The organism is Desulfococcus sp. (assembly GCF_050178255.1).
Taxonomy (GTDB): Bacteria; Desulfobacterota; Desulfobacteria; order Desulfobacterales; family Desulfococcaceae; genus Desulfococcus; species Desulfococcus multivorans.
In genome coordinates this window covers 1-15,218 of sequence record NZ_JBFXGG010000013.1, presented here as the reverse complement: position 1 = coordinate 15,218, position 15,218 = coordinate 1, and the positions used below count along the sequence as shown (strand labels likewise).

Here is a 15,218-nt window from a genome sequence, read left to right as displayed (position 1 = left end):
ATGAAACGGACGTATCAACCCAGCAAAATCAAACGTGCGAGAACCCATGGCTTTTTGAAGCGCATGTCCACCAAGGCGGGCAGAAACATCATCAAGCGGCGGCGAGCCAAGGGTCGAAAACGACTTTCCGCATAGGTTTGACGCGTGAGGCCGGTCGAATCGACGGACTATGCCGTCCGGCATCGATCGGTCCATGGGATACATCGACACGGTTGAAATTTTTATTCACCAAAGCCGACAGGATACGAAAGCGCTCTGAGTTCCTCCGGTTGTCGCGTTCGAGTCAGGCGCTTCACAGCCGGTATTTCGTCATCAGTTTCCGCCGGGGGAGTCAGGATCGAACGCGCCTTGGGATTACTGTAACGAAGAAGGTCGGTAACGCCGTTGTTCGCAACCGGATCAAACGGCTTTGTCGTGAGTTTTTTCGTTTAAACAAGCACAGGATAACAGGTTGTTGGGATATTAATATCATTGCGAAAAAGCAGGCGGCAGACCTGTCGACAAAAGATGTTTTTATATCTCTGAAACATATTTTTGACAGAATACCAAATGGTAGTCATAAAGCATAGTTTGCTGATACTCATACGGCTTTACCAATATATAATATCTCCTGTGTTGGCGCCATCCTGCCGGTTTTATCCCACCTGTTCCCATTATGCTTACGAGGCCATCTCGCGTCATGGTGTTTTCAAGGGAATCGCCCTGTCCGGTCGGCGCATCCTGCGGTGCCATCCCTTCCATCCCGGAGGAATCGATCCTGTCCCATAATCATAAGAGGCGCCTTGCGGCCTTTCCAACCTCCTTTTTTACATTGATACCCTGCGGGCCGTTGTTGCGAGTTTTCATGTCGGAGAACATGTTCGTTTTGACTTTGAGGAGAGGATAATGGAACAAGCTCGATTATTTGTAGCAATAGCACTTTCATTTCTTGTTATATTTGTTTGGCAGTTCTTTATGGTTGAACCGGATGCGCCACCGCCGGTCGAAACCGACAGCGTCGCCGAGGTTGCCGTACCGCCTGCCCCGAAGACGGATATTGCAAAGCCGGATATTGCGGCGACGGATTTTCCGACGCCTTCTGAAGAAACCCTGCCCGCCAGGGTGATCACCATTGATACGCCTCTCTATATTGCCAAGATTTCAGAAAGAGGGGCTGTTTTTGAGAGTATTGTTCTTAAAAAATATCGTGAGACCGCTCAAAAAGATTCTCCGATGAAGGCACTGATTCCCAAGGACGTTCCCGGCGGCACTGTTTATACCGGTTTTTCCGGGGGCGATTTTCCGAATCTCGATAATGCCGTTTTCACGGCATCCGTCGACGCCGATAATCTGTCGATTTCAAGCGTTTCCGAGGATATCGTTTTTTCGTATGCTTCCCCCGAAGGCATTGTGATGGAGAAACGCTTTCGTTTCTCACCGGACACCTATCTCGTGGGCTTTGATCTTACGATGAAAAATATGTCCGCCCGGCCGGTGGAGGGCGCACTCTCGGTCGGACTTTCCGGCCAATCCTCCTCAAATGGGGCCACATACGGATTCGAGGGACCGAGCGCTCTAATCGACAACAGCCTTGAGCAGATCAAGATCAAATCGATCGAGGACAAAAACATCTATGATGGTAAGATCGGATGGGCGGCCATTGAAGGGCGCTATTTCTTCAGCGCCATCATTCCAAAAGCATCTGAATCGTCCCGGCTGCATCTGTCGGTGGCCCAGAACGACCTTCTCAGGAGTCAATATGTTCTGCCTGCGGTGACCCTTGACCCCGCCACCGTGAAAACCTTTGCCTTTGATCTGTTTTTTGGCCCCAAAAGCCTGAAAATTCTCAGTCAATATCATAACGGATTGGATAAGCTTATCCATTTCGGCATGTTCGACATACTCGCCAAGCCCTGCCTTTGGCTCATGAACTATATCTACAGCGTTATACCGAATTATGGCGTCGCCATTATCATTCTGACGATCATCATCAAACTGATTCTCTGGCCCTTGGGGAACAAGAGTTATGCCTCCATGAACCAGATGAAAAAAATTCAACCGTTGATGGCCGAAATTCGGGAGAAACACAAAGATGATAAGAAGAAGATGAACGAAGAGTTGATGGGACTCTATCGCATTTATAAGGTCAATCCCATGGGCGGGTGTTTGCCCATGGTGCTTCAGATCCCGGTATTCTTTGCTCTCTATCGGATGCTTTACGAGGCGATCGAACTTCGTCATGCGCCTTTTGTGGGCTGGATTAACGATCTATCGGCACCCGATCGTCTGTTTCGGTTCGATTTTTCCATTCCGTTCATGGAGCCGCCTTACGGCGTTCCTGTTCTGACCATTATCATGGGCGCAACCATGCTGCTGCAGCAAAAAATGTCTCCGCCTCCTGGAGACCCGACTCAAGCCAAGATGATGATGCTGATGCCGGTGGTGTTTACATTTATCTTTATCAACTTTTCCTCCGGTCTTGTGCTGTACTGGTTGGTCAACAATATTCTCTCAATTGCCCAGCAGTATTATATTGGAAGGAAAAACGCCTAAATGATGGAGGTTATCACATATGTCGTCCTCTCTGGAATTCGAAGCGAAGGCTGTTGACAAGGCGTTGGAAAAAGCCTCGAAAGCCCTGAATATCCCGATAGAAAAGCTTCAATATAAGGTTATCTCCTATGGATCCTCCGGCATTTTTGGATTGGTCGGCGTCAAAAAGGCCAAAATCAGCGTCACCGTACCTGACCATGTCAAACTGAAAACTTCGCCGCCCCCTCCTGTCCATCCGGAACCTGAATCGCCGACGCGCAGGGCTGATGAGGAGATCGCCGCTGATGCGGGTGACGATAATCTGGAAGCCGTGAACGAACCGACCGTCAATCGAGTCGCTGCGCTCGTTGAAGAGGCTTTTGGCACTGAAAGTGACGCCGTCGATCTTGATTCGGATGCGATAATCGCGGGAAAAGATGCCCTCCGGCGCATTATCGACTTCATTACGACCGGAGCGGATATCAGCATCGAGACGAAGGCTGACCGCATCATGTTCAATATCGAAGGCGGAAACGCCGGGGTTCTTATCGGTAAACGGGGACAAACCCTCGAGGCCATCCAGTATCTCGTGGAAAAAATCGTCAATCGGCAGAGCGATAAGCGCATCCGTATTCAGGTCGACGTCGAGGGATACCTGAACGATCGCCGGGAAAACTTGAGAAATCTGGCTCGAAAGCTTTCCGAAAAAGCGAAAAGCACGGGCAAGCCTGCGACCATCGGTCAGATGAATGCTCACGATCGCCGGATTATTCATTTGACCCTGAAGAACGACCAAGGGGTCAGGACGCAAAGTATTGGTGACGGATTTTATCGAAAACTCGTTATTTTCCCCAAAAAACGTCGGAAAAAGCAAGCCTTATGAGATCGTTGTATCAATTCATCCTTTTGGGGTGTTTTGAGGCGTCCGAGAGATCATTATAGTGACCATTTCCACCATTGCCGCCATCGCAACCCCGATGGGTGTCGGCGGGATCGGAATCGTCCGGATTTCAGGGCCGGATGCACTCCAAATCGCCCAAACCGTCTTCCAGCCGTCTCATCTTCGACGCCGATCACCGACGCCGTTTATCCTGAAATCTCATCGACTTCATCACGGCCGCATCGTCGATCCCGATACAGGGCGGATCCTGGACGAGGTTCTTTTGGTATGGATGAAGGCCCCTCATTCCTATACGCGGGAGGATGTGGTCGAAATCCAGATGCATTCAGGGCCGGCGGTAGTTCGTGCCGTGCTTGGACTTGTCCTTCGACATGGAGCGGTTCCGGCGGAACCCGGCGAATTTACCCGTCGTGCTTTTTTGAGCGGCCGTATCGATTTGACTCAGGCCGAGGCGGTGATCGATATTATTTCCGCGCGCACGGATAGCGCTCTTCATATCGCTACGGCTCAACTGCAGGGAGCACTGCGACAACATATCGAATCGTTGCGAAAACTGATTCGCGGTGTCCTGGCGGAAACCGAGGCTGCCATCGATTTTCCAGACGACGTTGGCGGCGATATCGACGATGGATGGATTCTAAAACAACTGGAACAAGAGGCACTGTCTTCCCTCAGGTCCCTGGCGGCACGATATGACGCGGGACATATTTTGCGGGACGGGCTGAAGGTGGTCGTCGCCGGCAAACCAAATGTGGGCAAATCGAGCCTTATGAATTGTCTCCTGGATCAGGATCGTGCCATTGTGACGGACCTTCCCGGCACCACTCGGGATTTTATCGAGGAAAACCTGGTCGTCAGGGGCATTCCCATCCTCCTGACGGACACGGCGGGATTGCGTTCCACAGAGGATCCCATCGAGAAAATCGGTGTGGAACGAACCCTTTCCCGCATCGAAGGGGCGGACCTCGTCCTGTTTGTGACCGCCGCCGGAAGCCCCATAACGGACGAGGATACCGATCTCTTCGAAATTGTCCGCCATAAAGCCGTCATCTGGGTCTTGAACAAGTGCGACCTTGATCCGTTGGGCAACAATACTGTTTTCCCGGATTGCTGGCGCAGCATCCCTCGGGTCTCCATTTCGGCACGCTACAATCAGGGGATCGACACGTTGAAACAGAAAATCGAGGCACTTGCGCTTCAACCGTCGCTCGCCTATGAGAGCGCGATCATTCCCAATTTGAGGCAAAAACATGCCATTGACGCCGCAGTGGCCGCACTGATGGCCGCCGCTGAGGGCATTCGTTGCGGGATGCCTTTCGAGTTGGTTAACCTGGACATCCGATCCGCCTATGACCTTCTTGGAGAGATCCTTGGGGTCACGATCCGGGATGACATCCTGGATTACGTCTTTGAACGGTTCTGTGTCGGGAAATAATATGTTCCACGTGGAACATTTTTAAGTAAGCGATTTTTAAGAGGTGAAACATGACTATTGATTTTACGCCGTTTTTCGAAAAATACGAAGCGTTATTGAAAGCTGCCGACGAGGTTTTCGGCCGGGTTCGGGAAGAATATCCCCACTGTGTGAAGTGTGACGAGGGATGTTCCGATTGTTGCCACGCACTTTTTGATCTGACGCTGATTGAAGCGCTCTACATCAATCATCAATTCAATCGGACGTACCAGGGGCGCGATGACGAGAAAGCCGAGGTCGTGGAGAAGGCTAATAGAGCGGACCGTCAGGCTTACAGGATCAAAAAGGACGCCTACAAGGCTCTCGAATCCGGCATGACAGAGGAGGAAATTCTGGCAGACCTGGCGAAAAAGCGGGTGCGATGTCCGCTGCTCAACGCCCAGGACTTGTGCAGTCTCTACGACTACCGTCCCGTCACCTGTCGTTTTTATGGGATTCCGACGGCTATCGGCGGAAAGGGGCATACATGCGGCAAATCGGGGTTTGTCCCCGGCGAACCGTATCCGACCGTGAACCTGGACATTGTCCAACAACGATTGTATCAAATTTCCGAAGAACTCGTCAGCGTTTTGAAAACACGATATGTCAAAATGTCGGAGATGCTCGTGCCGCTGTCGATGGCATTGCTGACTGTCTATGATGACGAATACCTCGGTATCGACCATCCCGACAATGAAAAAGCGGATGCCCCAAACAAGGAGGGGGACGCCAATGAATAACGATTCCAAAGATGAGGCGGAGATCCGGAAACGGGCCGTGTTCGAGGGTATGTCATCCCGACGCCGGCAGCACATTCTTGACAGGGTGGGGTACGAAAAGTGGGATCCATTTCAGGAGCCTAAGGATCCCATCGATATACGGCGTGATCAGAGTAAGCGGACTACCCACATGCTGGTGCGTGAATTCCTCCAGTCGCGTACATTCGACGGCTACAGCAACTCATATGGCAGCGGCGTTCTGGAGTTGTGCCTGGGGCTTATAAATGATGATGAACGGTACAGGGGAATGTTCGAGTTTTCTTGCTGGTACCGAGACCTGCTCGAAAAAGAGAAAGCCGAAAAATCCAATCAGACCGAATGAGGCTGCCTGATAATCAACGGCTTCCAATCGTCCCTCCTGTTCCCTGCCTATTTCTTTTTCGGTCAAATAAAATAAAGCCGGCAATCGTCAACGGATTGCCGGCATCCAAGCGGTTGATATCAGCGAATTGCCCGGCATATGTCTTCGAAAAGCCGCCAGACTACCTTCAGGGGGGCGTCGTCCAGACTGAGCACCGGTACAATCTCCATGAGGCTGTTGGATAACAGGACGATGTCCATCTCAAAAAGGTCTTGTGGAATGAACGTTGCCGTTGAAACGGTAAATCCATCCCGTGAGAGGATGTTTTCGACCTTTCGAACCATGATGCCGGGCAGGGCGTGCGCGGAACGCGGAAGCCAAGCTTGTCGATTCTTGACGAGGATAATGTTGGCGGTATCGGTCTCGGATACCGTTCCGTCGGGATTCAGGATCAGGGCTTCGTCGCCCCCCCTTGCCTTAGCCCACTGGCCGGCCATGCGATAGTAAAGATAGTTAAGGGTTTTGTAATCCGCCAATGGCGTTTGCCGCGGGTGGGGGTAGGTGACCAGACGGAGACCGCCGGGATCTCGTCCGGCGAGCCGGTGTGTATAAGATCTGGCCGTCACCATCAGGGTGTGGTCAAAGGGCGGCTCTGTCCGGCTTCCCAGCAATGCAAGTATCTTCACGGCGGCAACCTGGTTGCCGAGATGGTTCTTGTCGATGACTTGTCGGATAATGACGTCCCAGCTCAAATCGGGGGCATCGCCGGGGAAAAGGTGATGCCACGCCCCGTTGAAACGTGCGATATGCGCTGATAGATATCGGGGCCTGCCCGTGTCCACCCGAATCGTTTCGAAAAAACCGTGTCCGAACTGAACGCCCGGATGGGTGGCCGGAATTATCGCTTGACTGAGCGGGTAAAGACGACCGTTGATCCAGGCCCATGGGCCGGAAGCGCGCTTTCCTGTTTTCCCGGTCCGAAAGACGGACAAGAGGGTCTCTCCCTTGTGAAGTGTCTCTTCAAATTCGTCCGATGGATCGGAATCGTAGACTACGCCACCCCCAACTGAAAACAGGATTCTGTCATTCTGAATAGTGGCCGTCCGAATGGCGATGGACAGGTCCATGGTATCATGAAAGCTGATGTATCCAATAGCGCCGGTGTAAATATGTCGGGAAGAGGGCTCGAATTCGTCGATAATCTCCATGGCGCGGATCTTTGGGCAACCCGTGATGGAGCCTCCCGGGAATACGGCTTTGATCAAGTCGACGGATCCATTGCCCGTTTCGAGGGTTCCTGTTATTTTCGATACCAGGTGGCAGACGTTCCGATAGGTTTCAATGCGCTTATGTTCGGAGACCTGGATCGACCCAGGCGAGCAGACCTTCCCGATGTCGTTGCGCATCAGGTCCACGATCATGGACAGCTCTGCATCATCCTTGGGGCTGTCCATAAGTGCCCGGCGAAGGACGTCGTCTTCGGAGGGGGTTTTGCCCCGTGGCCGTGTGCCTTTAATGGGTCGGGTCTCCACGGCGCGCCCTTCCTGAAGAATGAACCGCTCGGGCGATGTAGAGACGATGTGGTGGTCTCCGGCGTTGATATAGGCGAAAAACGGAGCGGGATTCATCCGGTAAAGTGTGCGGAAGAGGGCGAAAGGATCCCCCTCGAAGTTCATGCCAAATCTTTGGGACATGTTGACCTGGTAGACGTCACCGGAAGCGATATAGGCCTGGATGCGCCGAATGGCGCTCATATAGGCGGATCGGGAAAAATTGGCGGCAAACCCGTCGACATCTCCCCGGAAAGAGCTCTCCTCGGGCGCTGGGCCGGAGGCCATTTTCGAGAACCAATCCAGATCCCCCGTAATGCGAGAGCCGTCGTCTGATTGGCGTTCCGGGAGGAAGAGGCGGGTCTGTCGGCGGACTTTGTCGTGGAGGATGAGTATGGAAGGGACGGTCAGGTAAAGATGGGGCAGGCAGAGATCGTCGATGGCGGTTCGCGGCAGATCTTCAACGGCATCCTTGAGGTCGTAGGCAAGGTACCCTAAAAAACCTGCTGAAATGGGCGAGATGGGCAGGGGCGTTGCCAGATTGAAATGGTTGAGAAAATGGCGCAGGGTCTCCAACAGATTCCCGTGGATGATGGTTTCGTTTTGGGCCGTTTGAACCCGACACGTTGTTCCTCGTCCCCGGAGACTTATCCACGGACGAATTCCCAGTATATGATGACGAGCGCAGTCGAGTTTCCCCCCGCTCATCAGCGCGACCGTTCCCGGTATAGCGGTGAATCTGCCGGCGAAGGTCAGAAAATCCTCATTGAGTGTGATGGGTATCTCGCGGACGCCGGTTATCGTGTCGAATCTGTTGATAGTCTCTTTCATGAACGCATCCGTTCTGGAGTTCCGCAGTTGACGAGAGGTTTCATATTGATAAAGTTGTCGATTAATCTGAAGCCGTGTTCCGTAAGGAAGCTTTCCGGATGGAACTGGACGCCGTGAAGTGGAAATTCCGGATGAGAGATTCCCATGATGACGCCGTCCGTGCTGTGGGCTGATTCCCTGAGCGATGACGCAAGAGAGCGGCGGACGGCAAGAGAGTGGTAGCGCGCTGCCCTGAATGGTGATGGAATGGATTGAAATATGCCTTGGTGATCATGGTGGATGTGGCTGGTCTTGCCGTGCATGGGGACTGGGGCCCGAACAGTCGTGCCGCCGAAGACCTCGTTGATGCACTGCATGCCCAGACAGACGCCCAGAATCGGGACGCGTCTGTAAAATGCTCTGATGAGAGACATCGATATCCCGGCATGCGTCGGATTCCTGGGTCCGGGGCTTATGAGGATATAGTCCGGATTTGACAGTTCGGCCTCATGGATAGTGATTTGATCGCTCCGGGCAACGTGGATGGCCAGAGGATAGTGCCGAAACATTTGGACCAGGTTGTAGGTAAACGAATCATAATTGTCGATGACAAGCAATCGGGTCATCCATACCTCCCAGCAGAGGCGGTACCCGACCGGCGCGATGTGGTCCGCCCCAAAAAGAAAAGCCACCCCTTGAGTCTGGGTGGCTTAGCCTGTTGCATAACTCATCACGTTTGACGGCGGAAGCCTTTGGTCCTTGCCGGCGTTCGGCCCCATTCCGTTACCACTTGAAGTGGAATTCGAGTGGGTGCCGCTGTTGACCCTGGAGGCATAACCGCATCTTTTTAGGGCGAGATTAGCGAAAAACCGGCTTCGGGTCAAGAAAAACTCTCAACCTTCGATTTTCATGTTTCAGTCAGGTGCAAAGAACGCTAAGGAACTTTTCGGTATTCATGGATCGATGCCATAACCACGTATTACCTCCACGAACATCGAAAGTTGAAGAAAACTCATTTCCCGCGGTATTGCCGCCACCGAATCAGACATCAGCATTGACTTGCGCAGAAAGGTTATTGTACCCTCAAGTGCCTGAACACACGCGGCGCCAATCGATCCGGAAGTCATCATTGAATACAATCGCATCCTGCTGTCTTGTTTCGAGGACGGCGACTTTGGGGGGAGGTCCCATGCCCTGTCGAAAACATCTCTGTGTCGGTGCGGCCGGCTGCGGCCGGTGCGGCAGACCGATCAAATTCATCGGGTGTGCATTGGCGTTGCTTTCAACGGTTATTTTGGCCTGTGTACCGCCTGATATGGCGCCGGTGCATCGGGTGCCGGCCGAAACGCCGGCAGGACTCACACCCGCTTCGGCCTTTTTCAGGTCGCCTGAACAAACCGCCTTCTCCATATCTCCCGATGGGACCTGTGTCGCGTGGTTGGCGCCCTGGAAAGGCCGCTTGAATCTTCATGTAAAGACCGTATTTCCCGACGACCGAAATTCGATCTCGACGATCGGTACGGTAGACGCCGACCAGCACGGAAGAGAGGGACAACCCATAACAGCGATGTTAAAATGGGATATTCATGATTATGTCTGGGCCAACGACGAAGAAATCGTTTTTTTGGCGGATGTGGGGGGGGACGGAAATTATCGTTTGTTTCTCATCCCACGGACCGGGGGTGTAATTCGGGATATAACGCCTTTCCCGGGCGTAAACGTTGAGATCATCGACGTCATGCCCCAACGACCCGCCGAAATGCTTATCGGGATGAATCAGCGGGATCCCAACCTGATGGATGTCTACCGAGTGACGCTCAGTACGGGTCAGATGCTTAAAATTGCCGACAACCCGGGCAACATCGTCCAGTGGGCGGCAGATCATGATGGAAATCTCCGTGCTGCCGTTCAGACCGACGGTCTCAGGACCGTTCTTTTGTACCGTGATCTGGAAACGGAGGCGTTTCGGCCGGTGCTCTTCGGCGGCGGTGATACCCGGATTCGCCTTCACGGATTTACCTTTGATAACCGGTACCTGCTGCTCGTGTCGGCCGTGGACAGAGACAAAGCGACCCTGTTGAAGTTCGACCCGAAAACCGGAAAAGAGGCTCAGGAACTCTACCGCCACCCTGAAGTCGATGTGCTGGCCCCTCTTGTCTGCCGTTATCAGCGTCGAATCGAGGGGGCGATCTATGTCACCGACCGAATCCACTACGCTTTTTTCGACGACAGGCGAAAGTCGCTTCAAGCCGCTCTCGACCGTCATTTTCCCGGGCTTCAGGCCGCTATCGCGGATCGAAGCCGGAATGGGCGTCGTTGCCTCGTCTGGGTGACGGGAGATCGGCACCCCGGTGCTTATTACGTTTTTGATGCGGCAGACGATCGTCTGGAAAAACTGGCTGATCTTCGGCCGTGGCTCAATCCCGAAAGGTTGGCTGAGATGACGCACGTTGCGTTTACTGCTCGAGACGGCCGGCGGATTCCCGGATACATTACCTGGCCGCCGGAAAAGGCGCGCAGGAAGTTGCCCGTGGTGGTGATGCCTCATGGAGATCCCTGGGAACGGGTGGTCTGGGGTTTTCATCCGGAGGTCCAATTTCTCGCCAGCCGAGGATACGCTGTTTTTCAACCGAACTTCAGGGGGTCTTCGGGATACGGACGTGGGTTTGAAAGGGCGGGGTATCGGGAGTGGGGAATCGGAGTCATGCAAAACGACATTACCGACGGCGTGGCCTGGCTTGTCTCGGAAGGGATTGCCGATCCGGCACGGATCGCTATTTATGGTGTCTCCTATGGCGGATACGCGGCAATGGCCGGGCTGGCTTTTACGCCGAGTCTTTATGCAGTCGGGGTCAGTCATGCCGGACCTGTCAATCTCTTCTCCCTGATTGGGTCTATTCCGAGTTATCGAAAAATTGAGTTGGAGAATGTTTACACAAAGGTTGGTGATCCCAGGAAGGAATTTCAGCGGCTGATTTCCGCCTCTCCCTATTTTCATGTCGATCGGATTCGTGCACCGCTACTGATCGCCCAGGGCGCCATCGACCCTCGCGTTAAAAAAACCGAAATTGATGAATTTGTCAGACGGTTGCGTCGTCGCGGGCGCCATGTCCCTTACATGGTGAAGGCCAACGAAGCGCACGTCTTCGAGGCGCAGTCAAATCGGCTGGATTTTTATCGCGCTTTGGAAGCCTTTTTGGCGCGGTATCTTGGCGGCCGTTCCTCAACTTCGAATGCCGTTCTCGACCCCTTGGGATAGAACGTCTGGTCTGATCTGCGGCGAGATGCGTTTGGGAAAAGCTTTTTGGGGTTGCCCTCTGAAAGGCTTCTCATTCACAATCCGCCAACGAACCATAATAATGGGTGATCTGTGCGACGTGCTGTTCGGATCCGCATGGGTTTCCAGCAGGTGGACTTGACGGGAGATCGCCGGGATCAAGATGTTGAAAGAATTTCAAAAAGGAGAAAAGGATGAAGTGCAACAAAGAGAAAAACCTTGAAAACTGCACATGTACTTACACCGGTTGTCCAAAGCAGGGGATATGCTGCGAGTGCATCCGCTATCATCTGAAAAGCCGCCAACTTCCAGGTTGTTGCTTCCCTAAAGATGCCGAGAAAACCTATGATCGATCCTTCGAACATTTTGCCCGTCTGGTCGCTCAGAAAAAAGTATAACAAGCTGTTTTTGAAGGAAATGATTGGCGCATGAATTCTTCCCCGACCGGTGTCGGCCTGAAGACCCTTATTCTCACGGAGAAGCCTTCCGTGGCTCGAGACTTTGCTCGTGCACTGGGCATTCGTGGGAAGCATGAAGGCTATTTGGAGGATTCTCGGTTCATTGTCACCTGGGCTGTCGGACATCTAATGGAACTGGCCTCGCCCGAGGATTACGATTCCCGATGGAAGCCATGGCGTCTGGATACCCTGCCCATTATCCCCGACGTGTTTCGATACAAGCCTCTTCCCAAGACGCGAAAACAGTTGAAAATTATTCAACGTCTTCTGGGCTCATCAGCCGTGGGGCGGGTGATCATTGCGACGGATGCGGGCCGAGAAGGAGAAGTGATCGCCCGGACTATCCTGATGGCGGTCGGTTTTTCGGCCTGGGAACGAATTCTGCGATTCTGGACGAGCCAGGCCCTCACCCCTGAGATAGTCCGGGCGGGCCTGACGAAATTGCGGCCTGCCGAGGATTTTAACCGTTTGTGGAAAGCCGGTCAAACCCGTCAGATTGCCGACTGGGTGGTGGGGATGAGCTGTTCGCGGGCTGCGACGTTGATATCCCGGTCCAATATGTCCATACCGAGGAGCGCCAAAGGGAAACCTGAAGACGATGTTTTCAGTGTAGGCAGGGTGCAGACAGCCGTCCTGGCGCTCATCGTAGACCGGAAGCGGAATAGGGAAAACTTCGTGGCCGAACCCTTTTGGACTCTCAGAGCGTGCTTCGCAAACGCCAAAGGAGAATGGTGGGGCGTCTGGTGCAAAGACGGTCTTCGACGCATGACAGCCGAAAGGGATGCCGAAAGACTGGCGGAAAAAATAACGGAACGGACAGGTCGAGTGGCATCCGTCACGGTTCGAAACAAGCGGCAACCACCACCGCTGCTTTATGCGTTGACGGATCTTCAGCAGGAGGCCAACCGGCGATTTGGGTTGTCGGCGAAAGGTACGCTGCAGGTGGCCCAGAATCTTTATGAGCGAAAAAAATGTCTCTCCTATCCCAGAACCGATGCAAAGGTGATGGGATCGGGGAATGTGGATCTGGCACGAATTCTGGTTAAAACCCTGTCGCAGGTTTATCCGGACCGGTTTGACGGCCTGGATGAAACACGGCTTCAGGTGTCCAACCGACGCGTGTTCAACGACGAAAAACTGACCGACCACCATGCGCTTATCCCCCTGGCCCCCCTCCCGGAAGGCGCTACCGATGATGAAAAAAAAGTGTATGAACTCGTTCTGAAACGCTTTGCAGCCGCATTTCATCCGGATTATCAATTCGAACAAACCGATGTTGTCACGGTGGTGGCGGACGAAGTCTTTGAGACGAGAGGCCGGCGAACCCTCCAACTTGGCTGGAAGCGGCTATACGCCGAAGACGATGCCGGGCCGTATTCCAGCAAAGTGGGAGAAGACGAAGCGATATCGGAAAATCTGCCTGCCCTGGAACCGGGAGATCCGGCAAAGGTCAAGTCGGCTGTCGTTCAGCGGCGGATGACTGAACCGCCGCCGGAATACAGCGAAGCGTTGCTCCTCAAGGATATGAGCCGTCCGGAGCGATATGTGACCGACGGCGTGCTCAAAAAAATTTTTCGGAGAGAGGTAGGACTGGGAACGCAATCCACCCGAGCACAGATTATTGAAACCCTTTTGCTGCGGGCGTATGTGGTGCGGCGGAAAAAGTATCTGTTGGCAACGGAAAAAGGGTGTTATCTGATCGATACGCTCCGCCGGTTTCAGACGGCAAGGATACTGGCTTCTCCAGAGGAAACCGCCCGCTGGGAGGAGCGCCTGGATCGAATTGCCCGGGGTGATGGATCGGACGAAACCTTCCTGAACGAAATCAAAAAAATGGTGACGCAAATGATCGATGAATTCAAAGCCGGTTCCAAAAGTCTGGGGCCGTGTCCGGCGTGCGGAGGAGAGGTCATCCTCGGCAAGCGGGATTATGGATGCGCCAACTGGCGCAAGGCCGACGGTGGGTGCCGCTTCGTTGTCGCCAGCGAGATCGCCGGCCTGCGAATATCACCTGCGATTCTTTCCGCGCTGCTGTCAAATCGGCATGTCGGCCCTCTGTCGGGATTTGTATCAGACCTGGGGGAGCCGTTCAGCGGCACGCTGCGGTTGACCCGGGACAACGGTGTGTGGTGTGTCCATCTTGAACCCGGCGAGACACCCACGCTCAAGGCGTCTCCTGATATGATCGGGAAATGCCCCCAATGCGGGGGCGACATCGTCGATAATTCAAAATCATACGGGTGTTGCAACTGGCGGGAAGCGGACGGGGGCTGCCGTTTCGTGATCTGGAAAGAGATGGCGCAGAAGCCCATCACGCCGCAATTGGCTGGAGAACTGCTTCTGAAAGGGAGGACCGGTCTTCTGGATCATTTTGTATCCAGGAAGGGCAAATTCTTTTCCGCCGCCCTGAAGCTGGTTCAGGAAGGATCGTGTTGGGATGTCCGGTTTGATTTCGGCGAGATCGCTCCGGATGGAACGCCTTCAAAAGTGATTGGCAAATGCCCGGCTTGCGGCGGTAACGTGGTTGAAGGACCGAGAGCCTATGGGTGTGATCAATGGCGGGAAGCGGACGGCGGCTGCAATTTTGTCGTATGGCGGACGATCGCCCAGAAGGAAATCCTTCCTGCGGTGGCCGCGCAACTTTTAGAAAAGGGGGAGACGGACCTTCTGTCCGGCTTCATCTCCAGAAAGGGATCGTCATTTTCAGCACGACTGCGTCTCAGCACCGATGGTCCGCCGCCGCCCAGGGTCGTGTTCGATTTTTCAGATGCTTCCGGCACGTGATGTCAGGTGTCGGAAAGGAACCCTATCCGGCGCGTCTCCATCTCGGCGTCAAACCCTTCATCGTGGGGCGGACCGTCGGAAACGCCATTGCTTTTCAAAGGGGAAGAAGCGCCGGCCGGGGACGAATACTCCGTAATTCAACTTTCGACTTTCATGATGGTAACCGGAAAGAGGTGCCGGGAGGATACGACCTGCGCCCCTTCAGCGGTGAGTTTTAGTGCCGCTTAAGCGCCGCGGAGGATCAGCGGCCTGGACTGTTTGAGCGCAAGCGAGTTTCCGGGCCGCCCGGAGCAAGCTTTAGACATAATGATTGACAGTTACCATCCGAGTTTCCGGAACGTCCGGATCTGCGCAACCCGCAGAGATTCATCATGGGCTCCGACGAGTTTTGGTG

13 protein-coding genes are annotated in these 15,218 nt (G+C 53.7%); 11 read left to right on the top strand and 2 right to left on the bottom strand.

Annotated features, from left to right (window positions below; translation table 11 throughout):
• The 8 genes from rpmH (at position 1) to AB7S84_RS04340 (ending at position 5,966) form a co-directional block, all read left to right on the top strand.
• Complete coding sequence (gene rpmH, locus AB7S84_RS04375) at positions 1-135, top strand: 50S ribosomal protein L34 (protein WP_020878358.1); 135 nt, start codon at positions 1-3, stop codon at positions 133-135.
• Positions 136-137: 2 nt separating this feature from the next.
• The gene (gene rnpA, locus AB7S84_RS04370) at positions 138-569 is read left to right on the top strand and encodes a ribonuclease P protein component (protein WP_335582839.1); all 432 of its coding nucleotides are present in this window, start codon (positions 138-140) and stop codon (positions 567-569) included.
• Positions 550-768, top strand: a complete 219-nt coding sequence (gene yidD / locus AB7S84_RS04365) for a membrane protein insertion efficiency factor YidD (protein ID WP_211276018.1) — start codon at positions 550-552, stop codon at positions 766-768. The genes rnpA and yidD overlap by 20 nt, the downstream gene beginning before the upstream one ends.
• A 117-nt stretch (positions 769-885) precedes the next feature.
• Positions 886-2,532 (top strand): membrane protein insertase YidC, encoded by a 1,647-nt coding sequence (gene yidC, locus AB7S84_RS04360; protein ID WP_428153095.1) that lies wholly within the window; start codon positions 886-888, stop codon positions 2,530-2,532.
• Between the two features lie 19 nt (positions 2,533-2,551).
• Positions 2,552-3,394: an RNA-binding cell elongation regulator Jag/EloR gene (gene jag / locus AB7S84_RS04355; RefSeq protein ID WP_020878360.1), complete on the top strand. Its 843-nt coding sequence runs from the start codon at positions 2,552-2,554 to the stop codon at positions 3,392-3,394.
• A 58-nt stretch (positions 3,395-3,452) separates the two neighbouring features.
• Positions 3,453-4,847, top strand: coding sequence for a tRNA uridine-5-carboxymethylaminomethyl(34) synthesis GTPase MnmE (mnmE, locus tag AB7S84_RS04350; protein ID WP_428153092.1), 1,395 nt, complete (start codon positions 3,453-3,455; stop codon positions 4,845-4,847).
• A gap of 50 nt (positions 4,848-4,897) precedes the next feature.
• On the top strand, positions 4,898-5,605 hold the full coding sequence (locus AB7S84_RS04345) for a YkgJ family cysteine cluster protein (protein WP_020878362.1): 708 nt from the start codon (positions 4,898-4,900) through the stop codon (positions 5,603-5,605).
• Positions 5,598-5,966, top strand: a complete 369-nt coding sequence (locus AB7S84_RS04340) for a hypothetical protein (RefSeq protein WP_020878363.1) — start codon at positions 5,598-5,600, stop codon at positions 5,964-5,966. Before AB7S84_RS04345 ends, AB7S84_RS04340 begins: the two co-directional genes overlap by 8 nt.
• 119 nt (positions 5,967-6,085) lie before the next feature.
• Here the strand turns inward: AB7S84_RS04340 and pabB are convergent, their stop codons facing one another.
• Entirely contained in the window at positions 6,086-8,326 is a 2,241-nt protein-coding gene (gene pabB, locus AB7S84_RS04335) for an aminodeoxychorismate synthase component I (RefSeq protein WP_428153088.1), read from the bottom strand.
• Positions 8,323-8,931 carry an anthranilate synthase component II gene (locus tag AB7S84_RS04330; RefSeq protein WP_428153085.1) on the bottom strand — a complete coding sequence of 203 codons (609 nt, stop codon included), beginning with the start codon at positions 8,929-8,931 and terminating at the stop codon, positions 8,323-8,325. Before AB7S84_RS04330 ends, pabB begins: the two co-directional genes overlap by 4 nt.
• 563 nt (positions 8,932-9,494) lie before the next feature.
• Here AB7S84_RS04330 and AB7S84_RS04325 point away from each other — a divergent pair.
• From AB7S84_RS04325 to topB, 3 genes are all read left to right on the top strand, one after another.
• Positions 9,495-11,564 carry a S9 family peptidase gene (locus AB7S84_RS04325; protein ID WP_020878366.1) on the top strand — a complete coding sequence of 690 codons (2,070 nt, stop codon included), beginning with the start codon at positions 9,495-9,497 and terminating at the stop codon, positions 11,562-11,564.
• A 212-nt stretch (positions 11,565-11,776) separates the two neighbouring features.
• Positions 11,777-11,980, top strand: coding sequence for a DUF6485 family protein (locus AB7S84_RS04320; protein WP_020878367.1), 204 nt, complete (start codon positions 11,777-11,779; stop codon positions 11,978-11,980).
• Between the two features lie 30 nt (positions 11,981-12,010).
• Complete coding sequence (gene topB, locus AB7S84_RS04315; RefSeq protein ID WP_428153081.1) at positions 12,011-14,824, top strand: DNA topoisomerase III; 2,814 nt, start codon at positions 12,011-12,013, stop codon at positions 14,822-14,824.
• Positions 14,825-15,218: the final 394 nt, after the last annotated feature.

Bases quoted from the DNA above. Each gene is read 5' to 3' on its own strand.
- yidD (WP_211276018.1), top strand. From the start codon at position 550: ATGGTAGTCATAAAGCATAGTTTGCTGATACTCATACGGCTTTACCAA.
- jag (WP_020878360.1), top strand. From the start codon at position 2,552: ATGTCGTCCTCTCTGGAATTCGAAGCGAAGGCTGTTGACAAGGCGTTG.
- pabB (WP_428153088.1), bottom strand. From the start codon at position 8,326: ATGAAAGAGACTATCAACAGATTCGACACGATAACCGGCGTCCGCGAG.
- AB7S84_RS04325 (WP_020878366.1), top strand. From the start codon at position 9,495: ATGCCCTGTCGAAAACATCTCTGTGTCGGTGCGGCCGGCTGCGGCCGG.
- topB (WP_428153081.1), top strand. From the start codon at position 12,011: ATGAATTCTTCCCCGACCGGTGTCGGCCTGAAGACCCTTATTCTCACG.
- yidC (WP_428153095.1), top strand. From the start codon at position 886: ATGGAACAAGCTCGATTATTTGTAGCAATAGCACTTTCATTTCTTGTT.
- AB7S84_RS04320 (WP_020878367.1), top strand. From the start codon at position 11,777: ATGAAGTGCAACAAAGAGAAAAACCTTGAAAACTGCACATGTACTTAC.
- AB7S84_RS04330 (WP_428153085.1), bottom strand. From the start codon at position 8,931: ATGACCCGATTGCTTGTCATCGACAATTATGATTCGTTTACCTACAAC.
- AB7S84_RS04340 (WP_020878363.1), top strand. From the start codon at position 5,598: ATGAATAACGATTCCAAAGATGAGGCGGAGATCCGGAAACGGGCCGTG.
- AB7S84_RS04345 (WP_020878362.1), top strand. From the start codon at position 4,898: ATGACTATTGATTTTACGCCGTTTTTCGAAAAATACGAAGCGTTATTG.
- rpmH (WP_020878358.1), top strand. From the start codon at position 1: ATGAAACGGACGTATCAACCCAGCAAAATCAAACGTGCGAGAACCCAT.